General features: G+C 67.7%; 21 protein-coding genes. 15 read left to right on the plus strand and 6 right to left on the minus strand.

The window, feature by feature from the left end:
- Window positions 1-159: 159 nt before the first annotated feature.
- Window positions 160-1,536 (minus strand): sensor histidine kinase, encoded by a 1,377-nt coding sequence (locus AT699_RS08635; RefSeq protein WP_085941802.1) that lies wholly within the window; start codon window positions 1,534-1,536, stop codon window positions 160-162.
- A 115-nt stretch (window positions 1,537-1,651) separates the two neighbouring features.
- Window positions 1,652-2,341, minus strand: coding sequence for a response regulator transcription factor (locus AT699_RS08640; RefSeq protein ID WP_006388398.1), 690 nt, complete (start codon window positions 2,339-2,341; stop codon window positions 1,652-1,654).
- A 378-nt stretch (window positions 2,342-2,719) separates the two neighbouring features.
- On the opposite strand from AT699_RS08640, the gene recA reads away from it, so the two are divergent.
- Both recA and recX read left to right on the plus strand, forming a co-directional pair.
- Entirely contained in the window at window positions 2,720-3,784 is a 1,065-nt protein-coding gene (gene recA / locus AT699_RS08645) for a recombinase RecA (RefSeq protein ID WP_006388399.1), read from the plus strand.
- Between the two features lie 101 nt (window positions 3,785-3,885).
- The gene (gene recX, locus AT699_RS08650) at window positions 3,886-4,626 is read left to right on the plus strand and encodes a recombination regulator RecX (protein WP_006388400.1); all 741 of its coding nucleotides are present in this window, start codon (window positions 3,886-3,888) and stop codon (window positions 4,624-4,626) included.
- Between the two features lie 46 nt (window positions 4,627-4,672).
- Here the strand turns inward: recX and AT699_RS08655 are convergent, their stop codons facing one another.
- The gene (locus tag AT699_RS08655) at window positions 4,673-5,590 is read right to left on the minus strand and encodes a LysR family transcriptional regulator (protein ID WP_006388402.1); all 918 of its coding nucleotides are present in this window, start codon (window positions 5,588-5,590) and stop codon (window positions 4,673-4,675) included.
- Between the two features lie 195 nt (window positions 5,591-5,785).
- Between AT699_RS08655 and metE the strand changes: the two genes are divergently transcribed.
- From metE to ppa, 13 genes are all read left to right on the plus strand, one after another.
- Entirely contained in the window at window positions 5,786-8,083 is a 2,298-nt protein-coding gene (gene metE / locus AT699_RS08660) for a 5-methyltetrahydropteroyltriglutamate--homocysteine S-methyltransferase (RefSeq protein ID WP_006388404.1), read from the plus strand.
- A gap of 166 nt (window positions 8,084-8,249) precedes the next feature.
- Window positions 8,250-12,227 (plus strand): Pls/PosA family non-ribosomal peptide synthetase, encoded by a 3,978-nt coding sequence (locus tag AT699_RS08665; protein ID WP_024068231.1) that lies wholly within the window; start codon window positions 8,250-8,252, stop codon window positions 12,225-12,227.
- Between the two features lie 142 nt (window positions 12,228-12,369).
- The gene (locus AT699_RS08670) at window positions 12,370-12,972 is read left to right on the plus strand and encodes a DUF2889 domain-containing protein (RefSeq protein ID WP_006388408.1); all 603 of its coding nucleotides are present in this window, start codon (window positions 12,370-12,372) and stop codon (window positions 12,970-12,972) included.
- Window positions 12,973-12,982: 10 nt separating this feature from the next.
- Window positions 12,983-14,143, plus strand: a complete 1,161-nt coding sequence (gene sucC / locus AT699_RS08675; protein WP_006388409.1) for an ADP-forming succinate--CoA ligase subunit beta — start codon at window positions 12,983-12,985, stop codon at window positions 14,141-14,143.
- Between the two features lie 25 nt (window positions 14,144-14,168).
- On the plus strand, window positions 14,169-15,050 hold the full coding sequence (sucD, locus tag AT699_RS08680) for a succinate--CoA ligase subunit alpha (RefSeq protein WP_006388410.1): 882 nt from the start codon (window positions 14,169-14,171) through the stop codon (window positions 15,048-15,050).
- A gap of 262 nt (window positions 15,051-15,312) precedes the next feature.
- The gene (locus AT699_RS08685) at window positions 15,313-16,011 is read left to right on the plus strand and encodes a TerC family protein (protein ID WP_006388411.1); all 699 of its coding nucleotides are present in this window, start codon (window positions 15,313-15,315) and stop codon (window positions 16,009-16,011) included.
- Window positions 16,012-16,125: 114 nt separating this feature from the next.
- Window positions 16,126-16,845, plus strand: coding sequence for a TerC family protein (locus AT699_RS08690; protein ID WP_024068232.1), 720 nt, complete (start codon window positions 16,126-16,128; stop codon window positions 16,843-16,845).
- Window positions 16,832-16,954 (plus strand): hypothetical protein, encoded by a 123-nt coding sequence (locus tag AT699_RS32365; protein WP_020924500.1) that lies wholly within the window; start codon window positions 16,832-16,834, stop codon window positions 16,952-16,954. Before AT699_RS08690 ends, AT699_RS32365 begins: the two co-directional genes overlap by 14 nt.
- 9 nt (window positions 16,955-16,963) lie before the next feature.
- The gene (hemC, locus tag AT699_RS08695) at window positions 16,964-17,908 is read left to right on the plus strand and encodes a hydroxymethylbilane synthase (RefSeq protein WP_006388413.1); all 945 of its coding nucleotides are present in this window, start codon (window positions 16,964-16,966) and stop codon (window positions 17,906-17,908) included.
- Window positions 17,908-18,720, plus strand: coding sequence for a uroporphyrinogen-III synthase (locus AT699_RS08700; RefSeq protein ID WP_054443048.1), 813 nt, complete (start codon window positions 17,908-17,910; stop codon window positions 18,718-18,720). The genes hemC and AT699_RS08700 overlap by 1 nt, the downstream gene beginning before the upstream one ends.
- 37 nt (window positions 18,721-18,757) lie before the next feature.
- Window positions 18,758-19,951 (plus strand): uroporphyrinogen-III C-methyltransferase, encoded by a 1,194-nt coding sequence (locus AT699_RS08705; RefSeq protein ID WP_024068234.1) that lies wholly within the window; start codon window positions 18,758-18,760, stop codon window positions 19,949-19,951.
- A gap of 4 nt (window positions 19,952-19,955) precedes the next feature.
- A complete protein-coding gene (locus tag AT699_RS08710; protein ID WP_024068235.1) occupies window positions 19,956-21,569 on the plus strand; it encodes a heme biosynthesis HemY N-terminal domain-containing protein in 1,614 nt (537 codons plus the stop codon).
- Between the two features lie 29 nt (window positions 21,570-21,598).
- The gene (gene ppa, locus AT699_RS08715; protein ID WP_006388417.1) at window positions 21,599-22,129 is read left to right on the plus strand and encodes an inorganic diphosphatase; all 531 of its coding nucleotides are present in this window, start codon (window positions 21,599-21,601) and stop codon (window positions 22,127-22,129) included.
- Here the strand turns inward: ppa and AT699_RS08720 are convergent, their stop codons facing one another.
- Genes AT699_RS08720 through AT699_RS08730 form a run of 3 tightly spaced genes read right to left on the minus strand, consistent with a single transcriptional unit; the run spans window position 22,130 to window position 24,956 of the window.
- Window positions 22,130-22,969, minus strand: a complete 840-nt coding sequence (locus AT699_RS08720; protein WP_006388418.1) for an IclR family transcriptional regulator — start codon at window positions 22,967-22,969, stop codon at window positions 22,130-22,132.
- A gap of 14 nt (window positions 22,970-22,983) precedes the next feature.
- Window positions 22,984-23,748: an SDR family NAD(P)-dependent oxidoreductase gene (locus AT699_RS08725; RefSeq protein ID WP_024068236.1), complete on the minus strand. Its 765-nt coding sequence runs from the start codon at window positions 23,746-23,748 to the stop codon at window positions 22,984-22,986.
- The gene (locus AT699_RS08730) at window positions 23,745-24,956 is read right to left on the minus strand and encodes an ABC transporter substrate-binding protein (protein WP_024068237.1); all 1,212 of its coding nucleotides are present in this window, start codon (window positions 24,954-24,956) and stop codon (window positions 23,745-23,747) included. Before AT699_RS08730 ends, AT699_RS08725 begins: the two co-directional genes overlap by 4 nt.
- Window positions 24,957-25,037: the final 81 nt, after the last annotated feature.

Consider the following 25,037-nt stretch of genomic DNA (forward strand, 5'->3'; position numbering starts at 1 on the left):
TAATTTTCCCCTGGGGAGCTAGGGATAGTCCTAGGGACGGAGTGGGGAACCTTGCCTCGCCGGGCGCGAACCTGCCATGCGAAGAATGGGTCGGCAAGATGGGGCGTGCGCCTGTGCGCAAGGGGGAGCGTTGCATGGCGCCCGCGCGCCACGGCAGCCCTAGTCGCCGAGGTCCTCGACCGGTTCGGCGTAGAGCGGAAACACCACCCGGATGCGAGTGCCGGGCAGGTCGGAGTGCGGGGTCGGATGGTCGCTGATGAGGACGGTCGCCTGGTGCTTCTGGGCGATTTCCCGGACGATGGCCAGGCCCAGTCCGCTGCCGTCGGACAGGGTGCCCAGCACGCGGTAGAAGCGGTCGAACACGCGTTCGCGCTCTTCGAGCGCGATGCCGGGGCCGGAGTCCTCGACTTCCAGCACGGCCTGCCCATCGAGGGCTTGCACGCGCACCGTGATGTGGCCGCCGCGCGGCGTGTAGCGCAGCGCGTTGTCGACCAGGTTGTTGAGCAGCTCGGCCAGCAGCAGCGGGTTGCCGTTGATCTCGACCGGGGTCTCCGAACCCTCGAAGCCCAGGTCGGTGCCGAGCGACAGCGCCTGCGGCACCCAGTGCATGGCCTGCTCATAGGCGATGGCGTTCAGGTCGGTGGCGGCCAGCCCGATGGCGCTGGGGTTTTCGGCCCGCGCCAGGAGCAGCAATTGGTTCACCAGGCGGGTGGCGCGTTCGGAACCGGTCACCAGCTGGCGCAGGCTGGCCTGCATTTCCTCGGGACTGGCGTCGCGCAGGGCCAGCTCGGCCTGGGTGCGCAGGCCGGCCAGCGGCGTCTTCAGCTGGTGCGCGGCGTCGGCGACGAAGCGGCGCTGCGCCTGCACGTTGGCGGACAGGCGGTCGAGCAGGTCGTTCATGGCCGCCACCAGCGGCGCGATCTCGGAGGGCGCGGCGCGTTCGTCGATGGGCGACAGGTCGTCCGGCCGGCGCGCCCGCAGCCGCTGCTGCAGCGCGTTCAGCGGCGCGACGCCGCGCGACAGGCCGAACCACACCAGCAACACCGCGATCGGCAGCACCACGAACTGCGGAATGATCACGCCCTTGATGATGTCGTTGGCCAGCTGGGTGCGCTTTTCCACCGTCTCGGCCACGATCAAGAGCGCCGGCTGGGTATTGGGCAGGTTCAGGTCGACCCAGGTGAAGGCCAGGCGCACGCCGAAGCCGCGCAGGGTGTCGTCCTCGTACTGGACTTCGCCGGGGCGCGGCTGGCCAACCGAGGCCGGCAGCGGCAGGGCGCGGTCGCCGCCCAGGTATTCGCCGCGGCTTCCCAGGGCCAGCCAGAACACGCTGTCGGTTTCATCGGCGCGCAGCACCTCGCGCGCCGGGTCGGTCATGCGCAGCACCGCGCGGCCATCCTGGGCATGGACCTGGCGCGTCAGCACGTGCAGGTTGTTGGCCAGCGCGCGGTCGTAGGGCACGTTGGCGATGTTCTGCGCCACCACATAGGTGATGGCGACGCTCATGGGCCACAAGAGGAACAGTGGCGCCAGCATCCAGTCGAGGATCTCGCCCAGCAGCGAGCGCTGCGGTGGCGCGAAACTGGGGCCGCGGGCCCCGGCCTGCATCACATCCAGCGCTTCCTGGTTGAGCGCCTCCGGCTGTGGCGGTTCAGCTTGCGAGGTAGGCCGCACCCTGGTCCCGTTCGAGGCAATAGCCCAGGCCGCGCACCGTCACGATCTTCACGCCGCTGGGCTCGAGCTTCTTGCGCAGGCGGTGCACGTAGACTTCGATGGCATTGGTGCTGACTTCCTCGCCCCATTCGCACAGATGGTCCACCAGCTGGGTCTTGCTGACCATGCGGCCGCTGCGGGTCAGCAGGATTTCCAGCAGGCTGACCTCGCGCGCGGACAGGTCCAGCGTCTGGTCGTCGACCGTGGCCACGCGTCCGGTCTGATCGAACACCAACCGGCCATGCTTGAGCAACGTGGCGCCGCCGCCCGCGCCGCGGCGGGTCAGGGCGCGCACGCGCGCTTCCAGTTCCGACAGGGCGAAGGGCTTGGCCATGTAGTCGTCGGCGCCCAGGTCCAGCCCCTTGACGCGCTGCTCGATGCTGTCGGCGGCGGTCAGGATCAGGACAGGCAGGGCGGAATTGCGGGCGCGCAGCCGGCGCAGGACCTCCAGGCCGGCCAGTTGCGGCAGGCCCAGGTCGAGGATCAGCAGGTCGAAGGCCTGGGCCGCCAGCGCCGAATCGGCCGCCAGGCCGTCGCGGACGGCGTCGACCGCGTAACCGTTGTGGCGCAACGAGCGTGACAGGCCGTCGGCCAGGATGCTGTCGTCTTCCGCGATCAGGATGCGCATGGGCAGTCGAAAAGAAGAAGGGCGCCGGGTGAGCGGCGCACGCGTGCCGCCCTCGGTGGGATGCCGGGGCGGCGTGCCGGGAGCGCAATGGGGACATAGCGCCAGTTTTTTCCCCGATTCTGTCATATGGCACCGGGCTTGCCCACTCAGGGAATACGTGGAAAACTGTGGCACACTGGTTTTTTGTACAGTACAATCCGATGCCATAATCTGCGCTATCGCTTTACCGATCACCGCTTCAGCGCCACAGCTTTCACTGCCAATTTTCTGGCAACAGCTGTCAGCAACGGCCCGATCACCCCTTGCGACAACCCGCGCGCTGACCGACACACGTGCCGCGCCCCGATACGTTACAGACCAGACCTGACAGGACACTACATGGACGACAAAACCACCAAGGCCGCCGCCGCGGAAAAAGCCAAGGCGCTGGCCGCCGCGCTCTCGCAGATCGAAAAGCAGTTCGGCAAGGGCTCGATCATGCGCTACGGCGACAACGAGGTCTCGCATGACATCCAGGTGGTGTCGACCGGCTCGCTGGGGCTGGACATCGCGCTGGGCGTCGGCGGTCTGCCGCGCGGCCGCGTGGTAGAAATCTACGGTCCGGAATCCTCGGGCAAGACCACGCTGACCCTGCAGGTCGTGGCTGAAATGCAGAAGCTGGGCGGCACCTGCGCCTTCGTCGACGCCGAACACGCGCTGGACGTGCAGTACGCCTCGAAGCTGGGCGTCAACTTGTCCGACCTGCTGATCTCACAGCCGGACACGGGCGAGCAGGCCCTGGAAATCACCGACGCGCTGGTGCGCTCGGGTTCGGTCGACCTGATCGTGGTCGACTCGGTCGCCGCCCTGGTGCCCAAGGCCGAAATCGAAGGCGAAATGGGCGATTCGCTGCCCGGCCTGCAGGCCCGCCTGATGAGCCAGGCGCTGCGCAAGCTGACCGCCACCATCAAGAAGACCAACTGCATGGTCATCTTCATCAACCAGATCCGCATGAAGATCGGCGTGATGTTCGGCAACCCCGAAACCACCACGGGCGGCAACGCGCTCAAGTTCTACGCCTCGGTGCGCCTGGACATCCGCCGCATCGGCTCGATCAAGAAGGGCGACGAGGTCGTCGGCAACGAAACCCGCGTCAAGGTGGTCAAGAACAAGGTCGCGCCCCCGTTCAAGCAGGCCGAGTTCGACATCATGTACGGCGCCGGCATCTCGCGCGAAGGCGAAATCATCGACCTGGGCGTGGCCGCCAATGTGGTGGACAAGTCGGGCGCGTGGTACAGCTACAACGGCAACCGCATCGGCCAGGGCAAGGACAACGTCCGTGAATACCTGAAGGAACACAAGGAACTGGCGATCGAGATCGAAAACCGGGTCCGCGAGAACCAGGGCATCGTCAGCCGCGCCGCGGAATTCGTGCCCACCGCCGAAGACGACAGCGAAGAGTAATCGCGTCGCCCCTTCACCGGATAGCGCCGGGCCCGCCAGCCCGGCCGCCAGCGGCAGGCTCCCGTCCCGGGAGGCCTGCCGCTGGCACATAGAGGAAGCGCATGAGCTGGAAACCGCCCGTCACGTCCGCTGATCGCCTGCGCGCCAGGCTGGACGATGAATTCGAGACCGTGGCCAAGCCCGAAGGACTGCGCCGCACGTCGGACCTGCGGCGGGCCGCCGAATCCACCGGGGCGTCCGGCCAGGAACCAGAGGGCGCCGGCGCGCCGGCGTCGCAGTGGCAGCGCAGTTCCGAACGGCGCGCGGCCGGCGGGCGCGGCCGGCGTGGCAAGGGCGGTGATGATGGCGATGGCGCGGGCGAGGGGGCGCAGCCATCCGAAGACAAGTCGCGCCCGCGCCCCAAGGGGCCGTCGCTGAAAATGCGGGCGGTGGGTTATCTGTCGCGGCGCGAGCATGCCCGCGATGAGCTGGCGCGAAAACTCGCGCCCCATGCCGAAGACCCCGATGAGGTCGAGCGCGTGCTGGACGCGCTGGAAAAGGAAGGCTGGCTGTCGACCGAGCGTTTTGCGCAAAGCCTGGTGCACCGCCGCGCCTCGCGCCAGGGGGCGGCCCGCATCGTGCAGGAATTGCGCCAGCACGGCGTGGATGATGCCCAGGTATCCGAGCTGCGCGAGCAATTGCGCGCCACCGAATACGAGCGCGCGCTCGAGGTCTGGCAGAAACGCTTCGGCGCCAAGCCCGAGGATCGCGCCGCCTATGCCAAACAGGCCCGCTTCCTGGCCAGCCGCGGCTTCGCGCATGACGTCATCCGTCGCATCCTGGGCGCGGGCGACGACGACTGAGCAGGCCGCGCGGCGAGGGCCATTGCCGGCCCGTCGTTGCCTTTTCCTATTTCGCCGACTTGATGCCGCTCAGCGTCTTGAAGCAGACGTCGCGCGTCAATGTCAGGAATTCGTCGATGTATGAGGCGTCGGTGTCCTCGCTGCGCACCGTCGCGTACAAGGTCCGCCACACGCCTTGGGGCCCCAGCCGGCACTGGCGCAGCCAACCCTGGTTCATGTATTCGGTCAGCGCCCAGTTGGGCAGGGCGGCCACGCCGCGGTTGCTGGCCACCAGCTGCGCGATGATGGGCGTCAGTTCCGCCTTGCGGATGGCGGCCGGTTCGACGTCGGCGGGGTCCAGGAAGGCCGTGAAGATGTCCAGGCGCTGCTTGTCCACCGGATAGGTGATCAGCGTCTGGTCGGCCAGTTGATCGGGCATGACGAACTTGCTGCCGGCCAGCGGATTCGATTCGGACACGGCCAGCACCAGCTCGTACTTGAACAGGGGCAGGTACTCGACCGCGTCCAGCGGCTGCGGGTCGGACGTGATCACCAGGTCGAGGTCGCCGCGCACCAGCGCGGGCAGGGGGGCGAACGAGAAGGCCGCCGACAGGTCCAGCGCCACGTCGGGCCATTGCGCGCGGAAGGCGTCGAGCGCCGGCATCAACCACTGGAAGCAGGAATGGCAATCGATGGCCAGGTGCAGGCGGCCGGTGCGGCCCGCGGCCAGCCGCTGCAATTCCCGTTCGGTGGCGCGCATGCGCGGCAGCACTTCGTCGGCCAGCGCCAGCACGCGCAGGCCCGCCGTGGTCAGGCGGGCCGGCCGGGTGCGGCGGTTCAGCAGCGGCGTGCCCAGCCGGGTTTCGAGGTCGCGCAACTGATGCGACAAGGCCGACTGGGTCAGGTGCAGGCGCTCGGCGGCTTCCTGCAGGCTGCCGCCTTCGCGGATGGCGGTCAACGTTTCGAGGTGGCGGATTTCCAGCATGGGGCGGCGGTAGCGGTGAGGATGGCGCCGTCGCCGGGGGGGCAACACGGCGGGAACTCCCGACCAGGGGCGGGAATGAACTTATATTCTATGAGATTTTTTCATCTTATGAATGTAGACATTGATTTTGATTCATTTTGCTTTGGGTCCAGAATAATCGGCACTTGAACAAAATTTGTCTAAGACGCGACTGCCATGACTACGATTCATAATTTGGGGTTCCCCCGCATTGGTGCCCAGCGCGAACTGAAGCGCGCGGTCGAAGCCTATTGGGCGGGCAAGCAGACCGGCGAAACGCTGGAGCAGACCGGCCGCGAGCTGCGCGCCCGGCACTGGCAGGCGCAGGCCGCCGCCGGCGTCAAATTCGTGCCGGTGGGCGATTTCGCCTGGTACGACCAGATCCTGGAATGGACCACGCTGTTGGGCGCCGTGCCGGCGCGGTTCGGCCAGAAGGACAACGAGCCGGTCTCGCTGGACACGCTGTTCCGCATGGGCCGCGGCCGCGCCCCGTCGGGCAAGCCCGCCGCCGCGTGCGAAATGACCAAATGGTTCGACACCAACTACCACTACATCGTGCCGGAACTGGTGCCGGGCCAGGCCTTCCGCATCGCGCGTGAATCGCTGTTCGAGCAGATCCGTGAAGCGCAGGCGCTGGGCCATGCCGTCAAGCCGGTGATCCCGGGTCCGCTGACCTGGCTGTTCCTGGGCAAGGGCGACGCCTTTGCCGGCGGCGCGGCCGACGCGGCCAAGCTGCAATTGCTGGCCAACCTGCTGCCGGTGTACCAGGAAGTGCTGGCCCGCTTCGCCAAGCTGGGCGTGGAGTGGGTGCAGATCGACGAACCCATCCTGGTGCTGGACCTGCCGCAAGCCTGGCGCGATGCCTTCAGGCAGGTCTACGCCACGTTCTCGGCCAGCCCGGTCAAGCTGCTGGTCGCCACCTACTTCGATGGCCTCAAGGACAACCTGGGCACGGCGCTGGCGCTGCCGGTAGCCGGCCTGCACGTGGACCTGGTGCGCGCTCCGGAGCAACTGGGCGACGTGCTGGCCGGCCTGGGCGCCGACAAGGTGCTGTCCGCCGGCGTCATCAACGGCCGCAACATCTGGCGCACCGATCTGGACGCCGCCATTGCGACGCTGGCTCCCGTCAAGCAGCAACTGGGCGAGCGGCTGTGGCTGGCGCCGTCGTGCTCGCTGTTGCACGTGCCGGTGGACCTGGCCAACGAAACCGAACTGGACGCCGAGCTCAAGAGCTGGCTGTCGTTCGCCGCGCAGAAGCTGGACGAGTTGAGCCTGCTGGGCCGCGCGCTGGACAGCGCCACCGAGGCCAGCGTGCAGGACGGCCTGGCCCGTCAGCGCGCCGCCCTGGCCGCGCGTCGCTCGTCCGCCCGCATCCACAACCCCGCCGTGGCGCAACGCATGGCCGCCTCGGCCGCGGTATCGCGGGACCGCGCGCCTTTCGCCGGCCGTATCGCCCGGCAGCAGGAAGAGCTCGGCCTGCCGGCGTTCCCGACCACCACCATCGGTTCGTTCCCGCAGACCGCCGAGATCCGCGCGCTGCGCCGCGACTGGAAGGCGGGCGCGCTGACGGATTCGGCCTACGAGAGCGCCATCCGCAAGGAAATCGAGGAGGTGATCCGATTCCAGGAGAAGGTCGGCCTGGACGTGCTGGTGCATGGCGAACCCGAGCGCAACGACATGGTGGAGTACTTCGGCGAGCTGCTGGCCGGCTTTGCCTTCACCAGGAACGGCTGGGTGCAGAGCTACGGTTCGCGTTGCGTCAAGCCGCCGATCATCTTCGGTGACGTGGCGCGCCCCGCGCCGATGACGGTGGGCTGGTCCTCGTACGCCCAGTCGCTGACCGACAAGCCCGTCAAGGGCATGCTGACGGGTCCGGTCACCATCCTGCAGTGGTCGTTCGTGCGCGACGACCAGCCGCGCGAACAGACCTGCCGCCAACTGGCGCTGGCCTTGCGCGACGAGGTGGTGGACCTGGAAGCGGCCGGCATCAGCGTCATCCAGATCGACGAGCCGGCCATCCGCGAGGGCCTGCCGCTGCGCCGCGCCGATTGGCAGGCGTACCTGGACTGGGCCGTGGATTGCTTCCGCCTGTCGACCGCCGGCGTGCGCGACGAGACCCAGATCCACACGCACATGTGCTATTCGGAGTTCAACGACATCATCGAGTCTATCGCCGCCATGGACGCGGACGTGATCACGATCGAGACGTCGCGCTCCAACATGGAACTGCTCAAGGCGTTCGAGGATTTCCGCTATCCGAACGACATCGGCCCGGGCGTCTACGACATCCATTCGCCCAACGTTCCGGAAGTGGACTGGATGGTCGGCCTGATGCAGAAAGCCGCCGCCCGCCTGCCCAAGGAGCGGTTGTGGGTCAATCCGGATTGCGGCCTGAAGACCCGCGCCTGGCCGGAAACCGAAGCGGCGTTGATCGGCATGGTGCAAGCCGCCCGCGCACTGCGCGAAGCCGCCTGACCGGCGGCCGCCGGCCCGCCGCGAATTTGCCGGGGCCGGCAACCCGGAACCCCTGTGTTGCGCGCCTGATGCACGCCACAGGGGTTTTTTTCGTCCCTGCTTGAACGAATTCGCGCCGTGTGGGTCAATAGGCAAACATCCCATTTGCCGGATTGTCGCCGTACCTATGATTCTCCAAGGCCCCCGTCGGCCGGATCTGCTGCAAGCGGAAACGCTGCCCGATATCCTGGAAGCCACGATCCTGCGGCATCCCGCCGCCATTGCCATCCACTGGCTGGATCAATCCCTCACTTATGACGAACTCGGGCGCCGCGCCGACCTGGCCGCGCACCACCTGATCGAGGCCGGCGTGCGGCCGGGCGACATCGTCGGCCTGTGCCTGCCGCGCGGCGACGAACTGCTCATCATGCAGGCGGCCATCGCCAAGGCGGGCGCGGCCTGGCTGCCGTTCGAATCCGACACGCCGCCCGAGCGCATGCTGGTTTGCCTGCAGGACGCCGGCGCCCACGGGCTGGTTGCCGGTGGCGAGGTCCGCCTGGACGGCATGGCCACCTGGACGCCTTGGGAATTGGCGGCGGCGGTCGACGCGCCATTGCGGCGCCGGGATGGCCTGCTGCCCGAACATCCCGCCTACGTCATCTACACGTCGGGGTCCACCGGCAAGCCCAAGGGCGTGCCGATCAGCCAGGCCAGCATCTGCCATTTCCTGCGCAGCGAAAACGAGGTGCTCGGCGTGCGCCACGGCGACAAGGTCTACCAGGGCTTCTCGGTTGCCTTCGATATGTCGTTCGAGGAAATCTGGATCAGCTACCTGGTCGGCGCGACGCTGTGGGTGGCGCCCAAGATGCTGACCACCGATCCGGAGGCGCTGCCCGATGCGCTGGCGCGCGAGGGCGTGACCGTGCTGCACGCGGTGCCGACGCTGCTGGCGCTGTTCGCGCGCGACGTGCCGGGCCTGCGCATCGTCAACCTGGGCGGCGAGATGTGCCCGGAGTTTCTGGTGCAGCGCTGGGCCACGCCCGGCCGGCGCCTGTTCAATACCTATGGTCCCACCGAGACCACCGTGTCGGCCAGCCTGGCCGAACTGCTGCCCGGCCAGCGGGTGACCATCGGCACGCCGCTGCCCAACTACGGCATGCTGATCCGCGGCGAGGACGGCGCGGTGCTGCCGCAGGGCCAGACCGGCGAGCTCTGTATCACCGGCCCGGGCGTGGCCGGCGGCTATCTGGGGCGCCCCGAACTGACAGCCGAGAAGTTCCTGGCCAACCCGCGTCCCAGCGGCGAACATGACACCCGCATGTACCGCAGCGGCGACCTGGCGCGCATCGACGAGAACGGCCAGATCCAGTGCCTGGGCCGCAGCGACGACCAGGTCAAGGTGCGCGGCTTTCGCGTCGAACTGGGCGAGATCGAGGCCGCGCTGTACCGCCAGGCTGGCGTTGGCGCCGCCGCCGTGGTGCTGCGCGACCTGGCGGGCATCGACCAGCTGGTGGCGTTCCTGACGCCGGAGGGCGATGTCCGTCTCGACCCGCACGCGCTGCGGGCGGCGCTGGCCGCCGAACTGCCGGCCTATATGATTCCGGCCCGTTTCGAGCTGGTGGCCGAGGTGCCGCGCCTGACCTCGGGCAAGATCGACCGCAAGGCCTTGAAGGCGCGCGAACTGGCCACGGCGTCCGAGCCCAGCGGCGAGGATGACGTGCCGGTCTCGGCGGGCGAGCAGGTCCTGTTCGAGGCGCTGCGGCCACTCTTTCCGGGCCAGCCGCTGCGGCTGGCGAGCGATTTCTTCCGCGACCTGGGCGGCCATTCGCTGCTGGCGGCGCGGCTGGTGTCGTCGTTGCGCAAGCATCCGCAGTTCTCGGCCCTGACCATGCACGAGCTCTACCAGCATTCGGTGCTGGGGGCGCTGGCGGCCCGGCTCGATGCGCTGGCGCTCGCTTCGGACGAGGTCCAGGCCCCGGCGGCCGAGGCAGCGGAGGTCGAGCGCGCGCCGCAGTGGCGCCGCTGGGCCTGCGGCCTGGCGCAGCTGGCGGTGCTGCCGCTGTTGATCGGCGTGCGCATGCTGATCTGGTTGACGCCGTTCTTCACTTACCACTACTTCACCGGCGACGAGGGCGATTCGGTATGGCGCGCGGTGGCGCTGTCGATCGCCAGCTACCTGGCCTGCAACCTGCTCAGCTTTGGCGTGGCGGTGGTCTGCAAGTGGGGCATCCTGGGGCGACTCAAGGCCGGCCGCTATCCGCTCTATGGCTGGACCTTCTATCGCTGGTGGCTGGTCGACCGCATCCTCGACATCCCGCCGGCTCACCTGCTGGCGGGCTCGCCGCTGCAGGCCTGGTACCTGCGGGCGCTGGGCGCGCGCATTGGCCGCGACACCGCCATCAGCCGCATTTCGGTGCGCGCCCCGGATCTGCTGACGGTGGCTGACGGCGCCAGCATCGGCGCCGCCGTCAACCTGGAGAACTTTGAAGTGCGCGGCGCGCATTGGGAGGTGGCGCCCATCGCGCTGGGCGCGAATGCCTACGTCGGCTCCTACGCGGTGGTGCAGGGCGACGTCGTGATCGAGGACGACGGCCGGCTCGAGGGCCTGTCTTCGCTGCCCGCCGGCGCCCGTATCCCGGCCGGCCAGATCTGGACCGGCGCGCCGGCGCGGCACGATCCGCAGGCGCGCGCCCCCGAGCTACCCGCGCGGCCGGCGCGCGAAGGACGCTGGGCGCGGCTGGACGTGCTGGCCTATGCGGCCGGCGGCACGCTGATCGCGGCCCTGTTCTTCATGCCCGTGTTCCCGAGTTTCGTGCTGATCGACTGGATCGACGCGCGCTGGCTGGACCTGATGGGCTCGCGCGTGTCCTGGCCCTACGCGTTCCTGGTCTACCTGTTGCTGGCGCTGCCGGCCAGCGCCTTGCTGCTGCTGCTGCTGACCGTGCTGGTGTCCGCGCTGTTGCGCTGGACGCTGCTGCCGCGCCTGGCCAGCGGCCGCTGGCCGGTGTATGGACAGATCTACCTGCGGCGCTGGCTGACCAACCAGATCCAGGAATCCAGCCTGAGCGTGCTGCACGGCTTGTATGCGTCGATCTACGCCGGCACCTGGTACCGGCTGCTGGGCGCCAGGGTCGGGCGCGGCACCGAAATCTCGACCGCGATGGGCATCGTGCCCGACATGTTGACCCTGGGCCGCGACAGCTTCATCGCCGACGGCGTGATGCTGGGCGACGAGGAGATCGACCGGGGCTGGATGACCATGCGGCCCACCGTCATCGGCAATCGCAGTTTCGTGGGCAACGGCGCCTATGTGCCGGACGGCTCGGTGCTGCCCGATGACGTGCTGATCGGCGTGCAGAGCCGGGCGCCGGCCAATGCCCGCATGGCCAGCGGCCAGACCTGGCTCGGCAATCCGCCGTTGGCGCTGCCGGCGCGCGAGCAGGCGGCCGGTTTTCCCGAGCACCTGACCTTCCGCCCCAGCCTGGGCCGCAAGGTCGCGCGCGGCGCGGTCGAGCTGATGCGCATGATCCTGCCGCTGGCGGTGGTGATCGCGGTGGGCTACCTGACGGTCATGAAGGTCATCCCGATCGCCGCGCGCGAGGGATTCCTGGCCGCCTTCGACGAGCTGATGCTGGCCGGGGTGCTCTACGGCGTCGGCACCTTCCTGTTCCTGGTGCTGCTCAAGTGGCTGCTGGTCGGCCGCTACCGGCCGCGCGCCGAGCCCATGTGGACGCCGTTCGTGTGGAAGAGCGAGGCCGTCACCAGCCTGTATGAATCGATCGCGGTGCCCAATTTCTTCAATTTCCTGCGCGCCACGCCCTGGCTGCCGCTGGCGCTGCGCTGCATGGGGGCGCGCATCGGCAAGCGCGTGTTCATGGACACCACCGACGTCACCGAGTACGACTGCGTATCAATTGGGGACGATGCCGTCATGCACGCCTGGTCGGGCCCGCAGACCCACCTGTTCGAGGACCGCGTGATGAAAATCGGGCCGGTACGGATCGGCCATGGCGTCAACGTCGGGCCGCGCAGCACCATCCTGTACGACACCCGGGTCGAGGACGGCGCCCGGCTGGGACCGCTGACCCTGGTGCTCAAGGGCGAGAGCATCCCGGCTGGGCAGTCCTGGATGGGCAGCCCGGCCACGCCGTGGACGCGCCAATGAGCCGGCAAGCGCCGGCACGCCCGGCGCCGGGGCGAGCGCGACGCGTATTCTGACGGTCGGGGCAGGGCGGGCTGCGCTATACTTTGAAGGTTTTGTTGCCGCGCACCATGCGCCGGCCGTCTCTGCCCCGCAGGCCCCAAGCATGCCCTTGCCACCGCCGGATTGTCCTCGCCAGCCGCTGCACACGCGTTCCATACGCGTGCAGTCGTATGCGCGCGATGACGGCAACTGGGACCTGGAGGCCGAACTCATCGACGTCAAGGCGTACGATTTCCCCAAGCGCGACGGCGAGATGTTCAAGGCGGGGCAGCCCATCCACCATATGCACCTGCGCATCACCATCGATGGCGATTTCACCATCGTGGCGGCGCAGGCCGTCTATGATGCCGCGCCTTACGGCGAGCATTGCATGGCCATCGAATCCGCCTACGCTGACCTGATCGGCATGAACCTGCTCAAGGGGTTCCGCCGCCAGGTCAAGGAGCGCTTCGGCCATGTCGAGGGCTGTACGCACATGACCGAACTGTCGCAGGTGCTTCCCACCGCGGCGGTGCAGACCATGGCCAACCGCCGGCGGCAGGAAAGCAACCCGAACCGGCGTCCATTCCAACTGGACGGCTGTCATGCCCTGAGCACCGACGGCCCGGTGGTGGCTGAGCACTATCCCAAGTGGTACACCGGGGGCAGCGCTGAGGCATCGGCCGATTCGACCTCCGATTCACCTTCTCTTTCTCATACGTCCTGACAGGTAACACATGAAAATCCACGAGTATCAAGGCAAGGAACTGCTGAAGCAATTTGGCATCCCGGTGCCGCGCGGGATCCCCGCTCTTTCCGTCGACGAGGCCGTGGCTGCCGCTGAAAAGCTGGGTGGACCGGTCTGGGTCGTCAAGGCACAGATCCACGCGGGCGGCCGCGGCAAGGGCGGCGGCGTGAAGCTGGCGCGCTCGCTGGACGACGTGCGCAAGCTCGCCTCCGAAATCCTGGGCATGCAGCTGGTCACGCACCAGACCGGCCCGGAAGGCCAGAAGGTCCGCCGCCTGTACATCGAAGACGGCGCCGACATCCAGAAGGAATACTACGTGTCGCTGGTCACCGACCGCGCCACCCAGAAGGTCGCCTTCATCGCCTCCAGCGAAGGCGGCATGGACATCGAGGAAGTGGCCCACTCCACCCCCGAGAAGATCGTCACCGAATACATCGACCCGCTGACCGGCCTGTCCGCCGAGCAAGCCACCAAGATCGCCAACGCGATCGGCCTGCCCGCCGACTCGACCGCCCAGGCCGTGGACGTGTTCCAGAAGCTCTACAAGTGCTACATGGACACCGACGCCTCGCTGGTCGAAATCAACCCCCTGAACCGCGACAGCAAGGGCAACATCATCGCCCTGGACGCCAAGTTCAACTTCGATTCCAACGCCCTGTTCCGCCATCCGGAAATCGTCGCCTACCGCGACCTGGACGAAGAAGATCCGGCTGAAATCGAAGCCTCGAAGTTCGACCTGGCCTACATCCAGCTCGACGGCAACATCGGCTGCCTGGTGAACGGCGCCGGCCTGGCCATGGCCACCATGGACACCATCAAGCTGTTCGGCGGCGAGCCGGCCAACTTCCTGGACGTCGGCGGCGGCGCCACGGCCGAGAAGGTCACGGAAGCCTTCAAGATCATGCTCAAGAACAAGAGCGTGAAGGCCATCCTGGTCAACATCTTCGGCGGCATCATGCGCTGCGACGTCATCGCCGAAGGCGTGATCGCCGCTTGCAAGGCCGTCAACCTGAACGTGCCGCTGGTCGTGCGCATGAAGGGCACCAACGAAGAACTCGGCAAGAAGATGCTGGCCGAGTCGGGCCTGCCGATCATCAGCGCCGACACGATGGCCGAAGCCGCCACCCGCGTCGTTGCCGCCGTCAAGTAAAGAGAAAAAATCCAAGGATTCACAAATGTCGATTCTGATCAACAAGGACACCAAGGTCATCACCCAGGGCATCACGGGCAAGACCGGTCAGTTCCACACTCGCATGTGCCGCGAGTACGCCAATGGCAAAGCCGCCTTCGTGGCCGGCGTGAACCCCAAGAAGGCCGGTGAGGACTTCGAAGGCGTGCCGATCTTCGCGTCGGTCAAGGACGCCAAGGCCGATACCGGCGCCACCGTGTCGGTCATCTACGTGCCGCCCGCCGGCGCCGCCGCCGCCATCTGGGAAGCCGTCGAGGCCGAACTGGATCTGGTGATCTGCATCACCGAAGGCATCCCGGTCCGTGACATGCTGGAAGTCAAGAACCGCATGAAGGCCAAGGGCAGCAAGACGCTGCTGCTGGGCCCGAACTGCCCCGGCCTGATCACCCCGGACGAAATCAAGATCGGCATCATGCCCGGTCACATCCACCGCAAGGGCCGCATCGGCATCGTCAGCCGCTCGGGCACCCTGACGTACGAAGCCGTGGCGCAAGTCACCGAGCTGGGCCTGGGTCAATCCAGCGCCGTCGGCATCGGCGGCGACCCCATCAACGGCCTCAAGCACGTCGACGTCCTGAAGATGTTCAATGACGATCCCGACACCGACGCCGTCATCATGATCGGCGAAATCGGCGGCCCGGACGAAGTCAACGCCGCCCAGTGGGCCAAGGACAACATGAAGAAGCCGGTCGTCGGCTTCATCGCCGGTGTCACCGCCCCTCCCGGAAAGCGCATGGGCCACGCCGGCGCGCTGATCTCCGGCGGCGCCGACACGGCCGACGCCAAGCTGGAAGTCATGGAAGCCTGCGGCATCCGCACCACGCGCAACCCCTCCGAAATGGGCAAGCTGCTCAAGTCGGTGCTGTAAGGTTGTCAGCCTGACCCAAAAGGCCCGCTTCGGCGGGCCTTTTTCTTGCCCGCTCACCGCAGGGCCTAGGGGAAATCCCGCGTCCATGATGCGGCCGGGTGAAACATACGGAAAGCTGAACGAAACTATAATGAAAGAAATTCTGCACGTACCCAGCAAGAATGCCGTCGGGCTCGCACCAAGACGGTCAGTACGTCTTTTTGTCTTTTCCACCCATTCATTTGGTTTGTCCTAGGGGGATCACGTCCTAGGAAAGAGAGGTATGGAACTCAGTTCAGCGGCATTCTGGTTAGCGTTGCTCCAGATCATTTGGGTCAACATTCTGCTGTCGGGCGACAACGCCGTGGTAATTGCGCTGGCCGCGCGCTCGCTGCCTCCGGCGCAGCAAAAGAAAGCGATCGTGATCGGCTCTGCCGCCGCGATCATCATGCGTATCGTGCTGACGCTGGTCGCCGCCAAGCTGCTGATGCTGCCGTGGCTCAAGCTCATCGGCGCGTTGCTGCTGGTCTACATCGGCGTGACGCTGCTGTTGCCCGAAGGCGAAGAAGAGGGCGATGGCAAGACCCACGGCAATCTGCTGACCGCAATCCGCACTATCATGATTGCCGACCTCGTGATGAGCCTGGACAACGTGGTGGCCGTGGCCGCCGCGGCCATGGGCGACACGACCCTGCTGGTGCTGGGCCTGGCGATCAGTATTCCGCTGGTCATTTTCGGCAGCACGCTGCTGCTCAAGGTCATCGAGCGCTTCCCCCTCATTGTCTGGGTGGGCGCGGCGCTGCTCGGGTTCATCGCCGGCGAACTGCTGGTGGGCGATCCGGCCCTGCAGGAGCCGGTGGCGCGCATCGACGCGGCCCTGGGCGTGACGCAGCACAGTTTCGCCCTCATGACCGGCGCGATGGGTGCGCTGCTGGTCCTGGCAATTGGCAAAGTTTTGTTGATGCGCCAGAAAGCTGACTGAAAGCTGAACTACAATAATATGTTGTTTTGAATGGGCCCGCCCGCGCCAGGCGCGCGGCGGGCTGGCCGGCACGGGGCCGGCCTTTATTTTGATAAATGCCTTCGGGGGTTCAAATTGCTTGAGTTTTTCCAGACGCTGAGTTGGGCAGCGGTATTCCAGATCATCCTCATCGACATCCTGCTCGGTGGCGACAACGCGGTGGTGATCGCGCTGGCGTGCCGCAACCTGGAGCCCAAGCAACGCATGCAGGGCATCCTGTGGGGCACCGCCGGCGCCATCCTGCTGCGCGTGGTCCTGATCGCCTTCGCGCTGACCCTGCTGTCGATCCCGTTCCTGAAGGTGGTGGGCGGCGCGTTGCTGGTGTGGATCGGCGTCAAGCTGCTGATCCCCGAAGACGACGCCCATGGCAACGTGAAGGGCGGGACGTCCATCATCAGCGCCATCAAGACCATCATCATCGCGGACTTCGTGATGAGCCTGGACAACGTCATCGCCATTGCCGGCGCTGCCCAGAACGCCCACGCCGATCACCAGATCGGCCTGGTGATCTTCGGCCTGATCGTGAGCGTGCCCATCATCATCTGGGGCAGCACGCTGGTCCTGAAGCTGATCGACCGCTACCCGCTGGTGGTGACCTTCGGCGCGGCGTTGCTGGGCTGGATCGCGGGCGGCATGCTGGTTACGGACGTGTTTGTCGAAAGTCAATTCGGCGTCCAGCCCACTGCGGTTAAAATCGGCGTAGAAATCTTCGGCGCCTTGCTCGTTGTTGTCCTTGGACGGTGGCTGGCAAGCCGCAAAACCGCCTCCAAGGAATCCGTACATGAGTCTGCGTAGATCCGCCGATCCCCAGCAATCCGAATCAGGCCTGAGCCTCCTGCAGGGCCTGTTCGTGCTGGCCATCCTCGGGGTCGTGGCGACGGTCATCGTCTCCAACTTCGTTTGATGGCGCGACGTGTCGCTACCGCAACGCTTGGTCATCGCGACCCGCGCCAGCCGGCTTGCCCTGTGGCAAGCCGAGCATGTGCGCGATCGGCTGCGCACGCTGTATCCGGCGTGCGCGGTTGAGCTTCTCACCCTGACGACCCGAGGCGACCAGATCCTCGATCGCACCCTCTCCAAGGTGGGTGGCAAGGGACTCTTCGTCAAGGAACTCGAAACCGCCTTGCTCGACGGCCGCGCCGATCTGGCCGTGCATTGCCTGAAGGACATGCCGGTCGACATGCAGGCCCCGTTCGAGCTGTGCGCGGTGCTCGATCGCGCCGATCCGCGCGACGCCTTCGTCTCCAACCGCTACGCCACGCTGGCCGACCTGCCGGCCGGCGCGGTCGTCGGCACCTCCAGCCTGCGCCGCGAATCGCAGATCCGCGCGCGCTATCCGCAGTTGCTGGTCAAGCCGCTGCGCGGCAACCTCGACACCCGCCTGGGCAAGCTCGATCGCGGTGAATACGACGCCATCGTGCTGGCCGCGGCCGGCCTGAACCGGCTCGGCCTGACCGACCGCATCAGCAGCCTGCTCGATCCCGCCGAAAGCCTGCCGGCGGCCGGGCAGGGCGCGCTGACCATCGAAATCCGTGACGATCGCGACGATATGCGCGCCTGGCTGGCGCCGCTGAACGACGCGGGCGCCACGTCGATTTCGCTGGCCGAGCGCGCCGTGTCGCGCCGGCTGGGCGGTTCCTGTCAGGTGCCGCTGGCGGCCTACGCTGAAATCGCCGATGACACCCTGACGCTGCGCGCATTGGTGGCGTCGCCCGATGGCACGCGCATGCTGCGCGCCCACGGCAGCGGCCCGGTGGCCCAGGCCCAGGCGATCGGCGAGGCGGTCGCCGCCGAGCTGTTCGACGCCGGCGCCCAGGCCATCCTCGACGAACTGCAGCAAGACGCCGCCCCCGAGTGATGGAAAGGGCCGCCGCCCGAGCGTCGCGCGTGGCCGTGCTGACACGGCCCGCGGGCCGCAATGAGGCGCTGGCCGACCGTCTGCGTGCCGCCGGCTGGACGCCTTGCGTCCTGCCGGCGCTTGCCATCCACGCCTTGCCGGTGGCCGCGGACGACCTGCCGCGGCCGGCCGACCATGACATGGTGGTGTTCGTCAGCGGCAATGCCGCCCGGCAGTACCTGGACCAGCTGGCGCGCATCGGAGCCTGCACGGCCTGGCCGCGGCAGGTGGTCGTCGCCACGGTCGGGCCGGCCAGCGCGGCGGGGCTGCGGGAAATGCCCGGTTTTGGCGCGAATACAACAGTTCTGCACCCTGGGGACGAGGCCGCCAGCCATGACTCCGAAGCCCTCTGGGAGGTCCTTCGCGGGCTGCCACGGCTGCCCGCCCGGGTTCTGCTGGTCCGCGGCACGCAGGGGCGTGACTGGCTGGGCGACAAATTGGCGGGGCATGGCGTTGTCGTGACACGTCATGCGGCCTATGCGCGGTCTCCCGCGCAATGGGACGAATCCGAGCTGTCGCGCCTGCGGCGCTGGGCTGCGGAAGGCGTTTTCCCCACCTGGCTCATCACCAGCGGGGAGGGCGCGGACGCGGTGCGCGCGCAACTGCGGGCCGCGGGGCTGGCCGACTGGTGGCAGCGCTGCCGCTTCGTCCTGACCCATCCCTCGCTCGGCGCCCGCGTGCCCGCACCGGCCGGTGGAGCCGGGCAGCAGGCAATGGTAAAAATCTGCATGCCCAACGACGAGTCGATTTTCCAGGCTTTTGTTGCTGCTTGATTCGTTGCTTCGGACTGACACCGAATACAATCGCGTCATGACAGACAAGACTCCCGCTACCGATCCGGCCGTTCACCCGGCCGCCCCGGGCGCCAGCGCGCCCGCATCGGCCCCGGCCGATTCCGTCAAGGCCCGTCCGGCCAAGCGCGGCAGTGGCCCCCTGGTCACCGCCCTCATCATCGTCATCCTGCTGGCCGTCGGCCTGGGCTACGCGCTGTGGCAACAGCGTACCCAGTTCGTCGCCGCCGGCCGCGAGGTCGCCTCGCGGCTCGATACGCTGACCGCCGACGTGGCGCAGGCGCGCAAGGACACGCGCGAAGCGCTGGCGCTGGCGCAAGCCCAGGCCGGTCGCCTGGGCGACCTCGAAGAAAGCGTGCGCGAGACCCAGAGCCAGTACAACGCCCTGCAACAGGCCTGGCAGAACTTCAACGACAGCGCCAGTGACGAACTGCTGGCCAACGACGTCGAGCGCCTGCTGACCATCGGCAGCCAGCAGTTGCGCCTGGCCGGCAACGTCTCCAACGCCATCGTCGCGCTGGAAACTGCGCAGTCGCGGCTGGCCCGCGCCGACCGTCCGCGCTTTTCCAGCCTGCAGCAAGCCATCAATGGCGACCTGGACCGCCTGCGCGCCGTGTCCACCGTGGACATCCCCGCCCAATCGGCGCGCATCGAGCGCCTGACTGCTTTGATCGGCAAGGCACCGCTGCTGGTGCCGGACGCCGCCGCGCCCGGCATCGCCGCCGCCGGCGACGCCCGTCCCGCGGCCCCGGCTCCGGCCGTGGCCGACCCGCAGGCCGGCTTGCCGGCCGATGCGCCCTGGTGGCAACGCTGGCGCGCCGAAGTGGCGTCCTGGCCTGGCCGTGCCGGTTCGGCGCTGGCGCATGAACTGGGCGGCCTGATCACCATCCAGCGCGTGGACGAACCCGCGGCGCTGCTGTTGTCGCCGGAACAGGCCGACCAGGTGCGCGGCACGCTGCGCCAGCGTCTGCTGACCGTGCAACTGGCCATGTTGATGCGCCAGCCCGCGGTCTGGAAGAGCGAACTCGACAACGTCGGCACCACGCTGGCCAAGTACTTCGACAACCGCTCACCGGACACGGTCGCGGCCCAGAACCTGGCCCGCGAACTGGCGCAGACGGACATCGCCGTGCGCATGCCGGACGTCTCCGACAGCCTGAACGCCGTGGCCGCCCTGCGCGCCGCCGGCTTCAAGACCACCGACCAGGACTAGGCCCATGCGTACCTGGTTCTGGACCCTGCTGCTTGCCGTCATCGCCGTCGCCCTGGCGGTTGTGCTGCGTTCCCATTCCGGCAATGTGCTGCTGCTGGTGTGGCCGTGGCGCATCTCCATGTCGCTGACGCTGGCCGTGCTGCTGATCGTGGCGGCCTTCGTGGTGCTGTACGTGGGCCTGCGCCTGCTGGCCTGGCTGCTGGCGATTCCCGATCGCGTCCGCGCCTGGCGCGGCAAGCGCGCGCAGGCGCGTGATCACGAATTGCTCGAACGCGGCTGGATCGGCCTGCTGGAAGGCCGCTATTCCCATGCCGAGAAAGACCTGACCCGCCTGCTCGACCAGACCAAGGTGCAGACCCGCCGTGTGCTGGCCGCCTTGTCCGCCGCGCGCGCGGCGCATGGCCTGGGTGAATTCGACCGCCGTGACCGCCTGCTGGCCGTGGCCCAGGAACATGCCGGCGCCGAGCCGGGCCTGGTGGAGGCCACCGCCACGGTGTCGGCCGACATGCTGCTCGACCAGGGCCGCGCCGAACGCGCGCTGGCAGTACTGGCGCCGCTGGCCGACGGCGGCGCCCGTCATCTGCACACCATGCGCCTGCTCCTGCGCGCCCACACGGCCCTGCATCATGACGAGCAGGTCTTCACGCTGGCGCGCGGCCTGCTGCGCCGCAATGCGCTGGCGCGCAGCGAAGGCGACCAACTGATCGACGCGGCCGGCGCTGCTCGCCTGCGCGCGGGTGCTGCCAATGACGCCTGGCGCGCCATCTGGAAAGACCTGAAGGCCGAAGAGCGCCTGCTGCCGGAAATCGCGCTGGCCGGCGCCTCCGCCTTCGAGGCGGCGGGCGAGGCCAACGAGGCCGCCAAGGTGCTGGAAGCCGCCATCGCCGTGAAATTCAATCCCGCCCTGGTGGCTGCCTACGCCCGTTGTGATGCCGGGCAGGTCTCGCGTCGCCTGGCCAAGGCCGAGACCTGGCTGCAGCAGCGTCCCACCGATCCCGATCTGCTGACCGCGCTGGGCATGCTGTGCCTGAACGGCCAGCTGTGGGGCCAGGCCGAGCGCTACCTGCTGCGCAGCCTGTCGCGCCGCAGCGACGCGCAGACGCACGCGCTGCTGGGCAGCCTGTACGACCGCCTCGATCGGCCGGCTGACGCGGTGCGTCACTGGCGCCTGGCGACAGCCGCCAGCATGGCGCTGCCGGTGCTGGCCGCGGACTCGGCGCTGCCGGCCGCGGATACCGGATCGGATCCCTATCACGTGGACGCCGAGGGCGGCTACGCGGTGGGGCTGTCGGATGGCGACGCCGAGATCGGCGGCGACTATCCCGCGTTGCCGCCCGCCGTGGCGGCATCGGCGTCCGACTACGTGCTGGATCCGGATGCCCGCGCCAGCAAGGAGCAGCAGGCCCGCGCCCTGGCGCCCGAAGACGCGCCGGTCGTCGGCGGCAGCACCTCCGACATCGACGAGTATTTCGACAGCGCGCCGATTCCCGCGGCGGCTTTCGACAATCCCGTGCCGACCTATACGCCGGCCACGCCGGCCGCCCCCAAGCCGGCCGCGCCGCCCGCCGTGCCGGTGCCGACCACCAAGCCGCCGTTCAAGGACGACGGTTCGCTTTGATCCTCTTTTCAGACTGACAAGGTTCCATCATGAGTTATGACCGCGTGCCCCCCGGCAAGAAGCTGCCGGAAGACTTCAACGTCATCATCGAAATCCCCATGAACGCCGACCCGGTGAAGTACGAGGTCGACAAGGAATCGGGCGCGATCTTCGTCGACCGCTTCATGCTGACGGCCATGCACTACCCGTGCAACTATGGCTACATCCCGCAGACCCTGTCGGAAGATGGCGACCCCGCCGACGTGCTGGTGCTGACCCCGTTCCCGATCCAGATCGGCGCCGTGGTGCGCTGCCGCGCCATCGGCGTGCTGGAAATGGACGATGAGTCCGGCGGCGACGCCAAGCTGCTGGCCGTGCCGATCGAAAAGCTGTACCCCCCGTACCGCAACATCAAGTCCTACGAGGACCTGCCGGCCGAAGACACCGCCCGTATCCAGCATTTCTTCGAGCACTACAAGGACCTGGAAAAGGGCAAGTGGGTCAAGGTCAAGGGCTGGAAGGGCGTCGACGCCGCCCACGAGGAAATCACCAAGAGCGCCGAGCGCTACAACAAGGCCTGATCAGGCCTTGCCACGCCGCGCCGGTGTCGCACCGGCGGGCGTCTTCAGGCGGCGCGGCCGCGACGGCATGATGCCGATCGCCGCCGCGCCGTTGTCTTGCAGGCCCTGCAGATTCTGCGTCACCTGCGCCGCCGCGGCCTGGATGCGTTCCTGCAGCAGCGCCAGCCGCTTGGCCGGGGTGCGCGCCTCGGCGGCGATGAACACCAGGCTGCCCACCACCTTCTGGTCCGGCGTGAAGATGGCCGAACCGATCCCCATCAACCCCGGGTCGACCTCGCCGTGCGACACGCACACGCCGGCCGCGCGCAATTGCTTGAGGTTGGCGCGGAACGCATCCCAGTCCTCGCCCAGCCCGGCTTCGCGGATCTCGGCGGCATGCCACAGCATCAGGTTGCGCAGCTGGTAGGGCGGCAGATTGGCCAGGATGGGCTTGGCGGTGGCGCCGCGGAACATCGGGAAGGGGCGGCCGCGGGCGTAGCTGGATTCGATCGAATGGTCGGTCCAGTAGCGGTCCACGCACATGACCTTGTCGCCGTAATAGCTGCACAGCATCAGGTTGGCGTTGAGTTCGTCGCCGGCGGCGCGCATGACGTCGCGGGCCGCGCGCATCAGCGGATCGTGCCGGCGCAGGTGCCGGTCCAGCTCGATGATGCGCGAGCCGAGCACGTAGGCGCCGCCCGCGGTGGGCGCCAGCAGCCCGCTTTCGGTCAGCGACTTGAGATAGCGGTAGGCGGTGGCGCGCGAGCACTCCAGATGCGCCATGACGTCCTCCTGGAAGGCGGCGGTGGTGTCGTCGCGGAAGAGGTCGAGGATGGACAACATGCGATCGGGAGTGCTCATTGCTGCTGACGCGCCTAGTGAATGTGGAAGCCGCCGTTGACGTCGACCACGATGCCGGTTGAGTAGGAGGACAGGTCCGAGGCCAGGAACAGAATGGCCTGCGCCACTTCGGCCGGAGAGCCGAAGCGTTGCAGCGGAATGCCCTGTTTGAGTTCTTGTTCCCAATTTTCGCCGAATTTGCCGAGCGTCATGTCGGTCTCGATGATGCCCGGCGCCACACAGTTGGCGCGCACCCTGCGAGGCCCCAGTTCGCGCGCCAGCGCCTTGGTGAAACTGATCACGCCGCCCTTGGACGCGGCATAGTGCGAACCGCCCAGCAGCCCGCCGCCGCGCAATGCGGCGGTCGAGCCCAGGTTGACGATGGCGGGACCGCGTCCGCTCTCGAACAGATGGGGCAGGGCGGCGCGGGTGACGTTGTAGGTGCCGGTCAGGTTGACGTCGAGCATGCGGCGGAACTCGTCCTCGGGCAGGTCCCAGATGCGGGTCGCGGCGACGATGCCGGCGTTGTTCACCAGCACGTCGATGCCGCCCAGCGCCTGCGCCGCCCGCGCCACGGCCTGCTCGCAGGAGGCGCCGCTCGACACGTCGCAGTGCAGGTTGACGCGGCCGCCGGCCAGCGCGGCGTCGGCGCCGGCCGGGTAGTCGCGGTCCAGCACCGCCACGCTGGCCCCCTGCGCCAGGAACTGCGCGACGATGGCCGCGCCGATGCCACGGGGGTTGGCGCCCCCCGTGACCACGGCGCGCTTGCCGGCCAGCAGTCCGAGTGGGCCGCCGCTCATTGCTTCACCAGCGCGCAGCCGCCCTGGTTCAGCGGACGGAACGCCTGTTCGGCGGGGATCTTGCGCACCAGCTTGTAGTAGTCCCAGTCGCGCTTGGATTCCGACGGCTTCTTCACCTGGAACAGGTACAGGTCGCGCATCACGCGGCCATCCTCGCGAACGCGGCCGTTTTCGGTCATGAAGTCGTTGATGGGCGTTTCATGCATCTTCTTGATCACCGCCTCGGAGCCGTCGGTGCCGGCCGCCTGGATGGCGTTCAGATAGTGCATGGCGGCGCTGTAGTTGCTGGCCTGCACCATCGAGGGCATGCGCCCGGTGCGCTTGAAGTAGCGTTCGGACCATTGCCGCGCCTTGTCGTCCTGGTCCCAGTAGAACGGCTCGACCAGGTTCAGCCCCTGCGCGTATTCCAGCCCGACGCTGCGCACGTCGACGATGCTCATGAAGAGCGCGGCCACGCGCTGCTTGCTGCCCATGATGCCGAACTCGAAGGCCTGCTTGATGCTGTTGATGGTGTCGCCGCTGCCGTTGGCCAGGCCGATCACCTGGGCCTTGGAGGCCTGCGCCTGCAGCAGGAATGACGAGAAATCGGCGCTGGCGATGGGGTGGCGCACGCTGCCCACGACCTGGCCGCCTTTGGCCTTGACCACCGCCATGGCGTCGCGTTCGAGCGAATGGCCGAAGGCATAGTCGGAGGTGATGAAGTACCAGCTCTTGCCGCCGTCCTCCATGACGCCGCTGGCCACGCCGGTGGCGTAGGCGTAGGTGTCGTAGGTCCAGTGCATGCCGTTGGGCGAGCACGCCTTGCCGGTCAGGTCGGCCGAGCCGGCGCTGGTGAAGATCACCACGCGCTTCATCTGGCGGGTCAGGTCCTGCACCGCCAGGGCGATGGCGGAGTTGGGCACGTCCAGGATCAGGTCGACCTTTTCGTTCTCGTACCAGCGCCGCGCGATCGAGACGCCGATGTCCACCTTGTTCTGGTGGTCGGCGGACACCACCTCGATGGGTTTGCCCAGCACCGTGCCGCCGAAATCCTCGACGGCCATCTTCACGGCCTCGACGCCGAACTTGCCGGACAGGTCGGCCATCATGCCAGACTGGTCGCCCAGCACGCCGATCTTGACGACGTCGTCGGACACCTGTGCCTGGGCCGACAGTGAAACGGCGCCCAGCGCGCAGGCGGCCAGGCAATGCTTGAAACGGGTCTTCATGGGTTTGTCTCCTCGGGGGCTTGTATCTTGGCGCGCCATCCTGTGCCGGGCGGTCGCGCGGGTCTTGCCGGGGTGCGCCTG

The sequence above is a fragment of the Achromobacter xylosoxidans genome (genome assembly GCF_001457475.1).
Taxonomy (GTDB): domain Bacteria; phylum Pseudomonadota; class Gammaproteobacteria; order Burkholderiales; family Burkholderiaceae_B; genus Achromobacter; species Achromobacter xylosoxidans.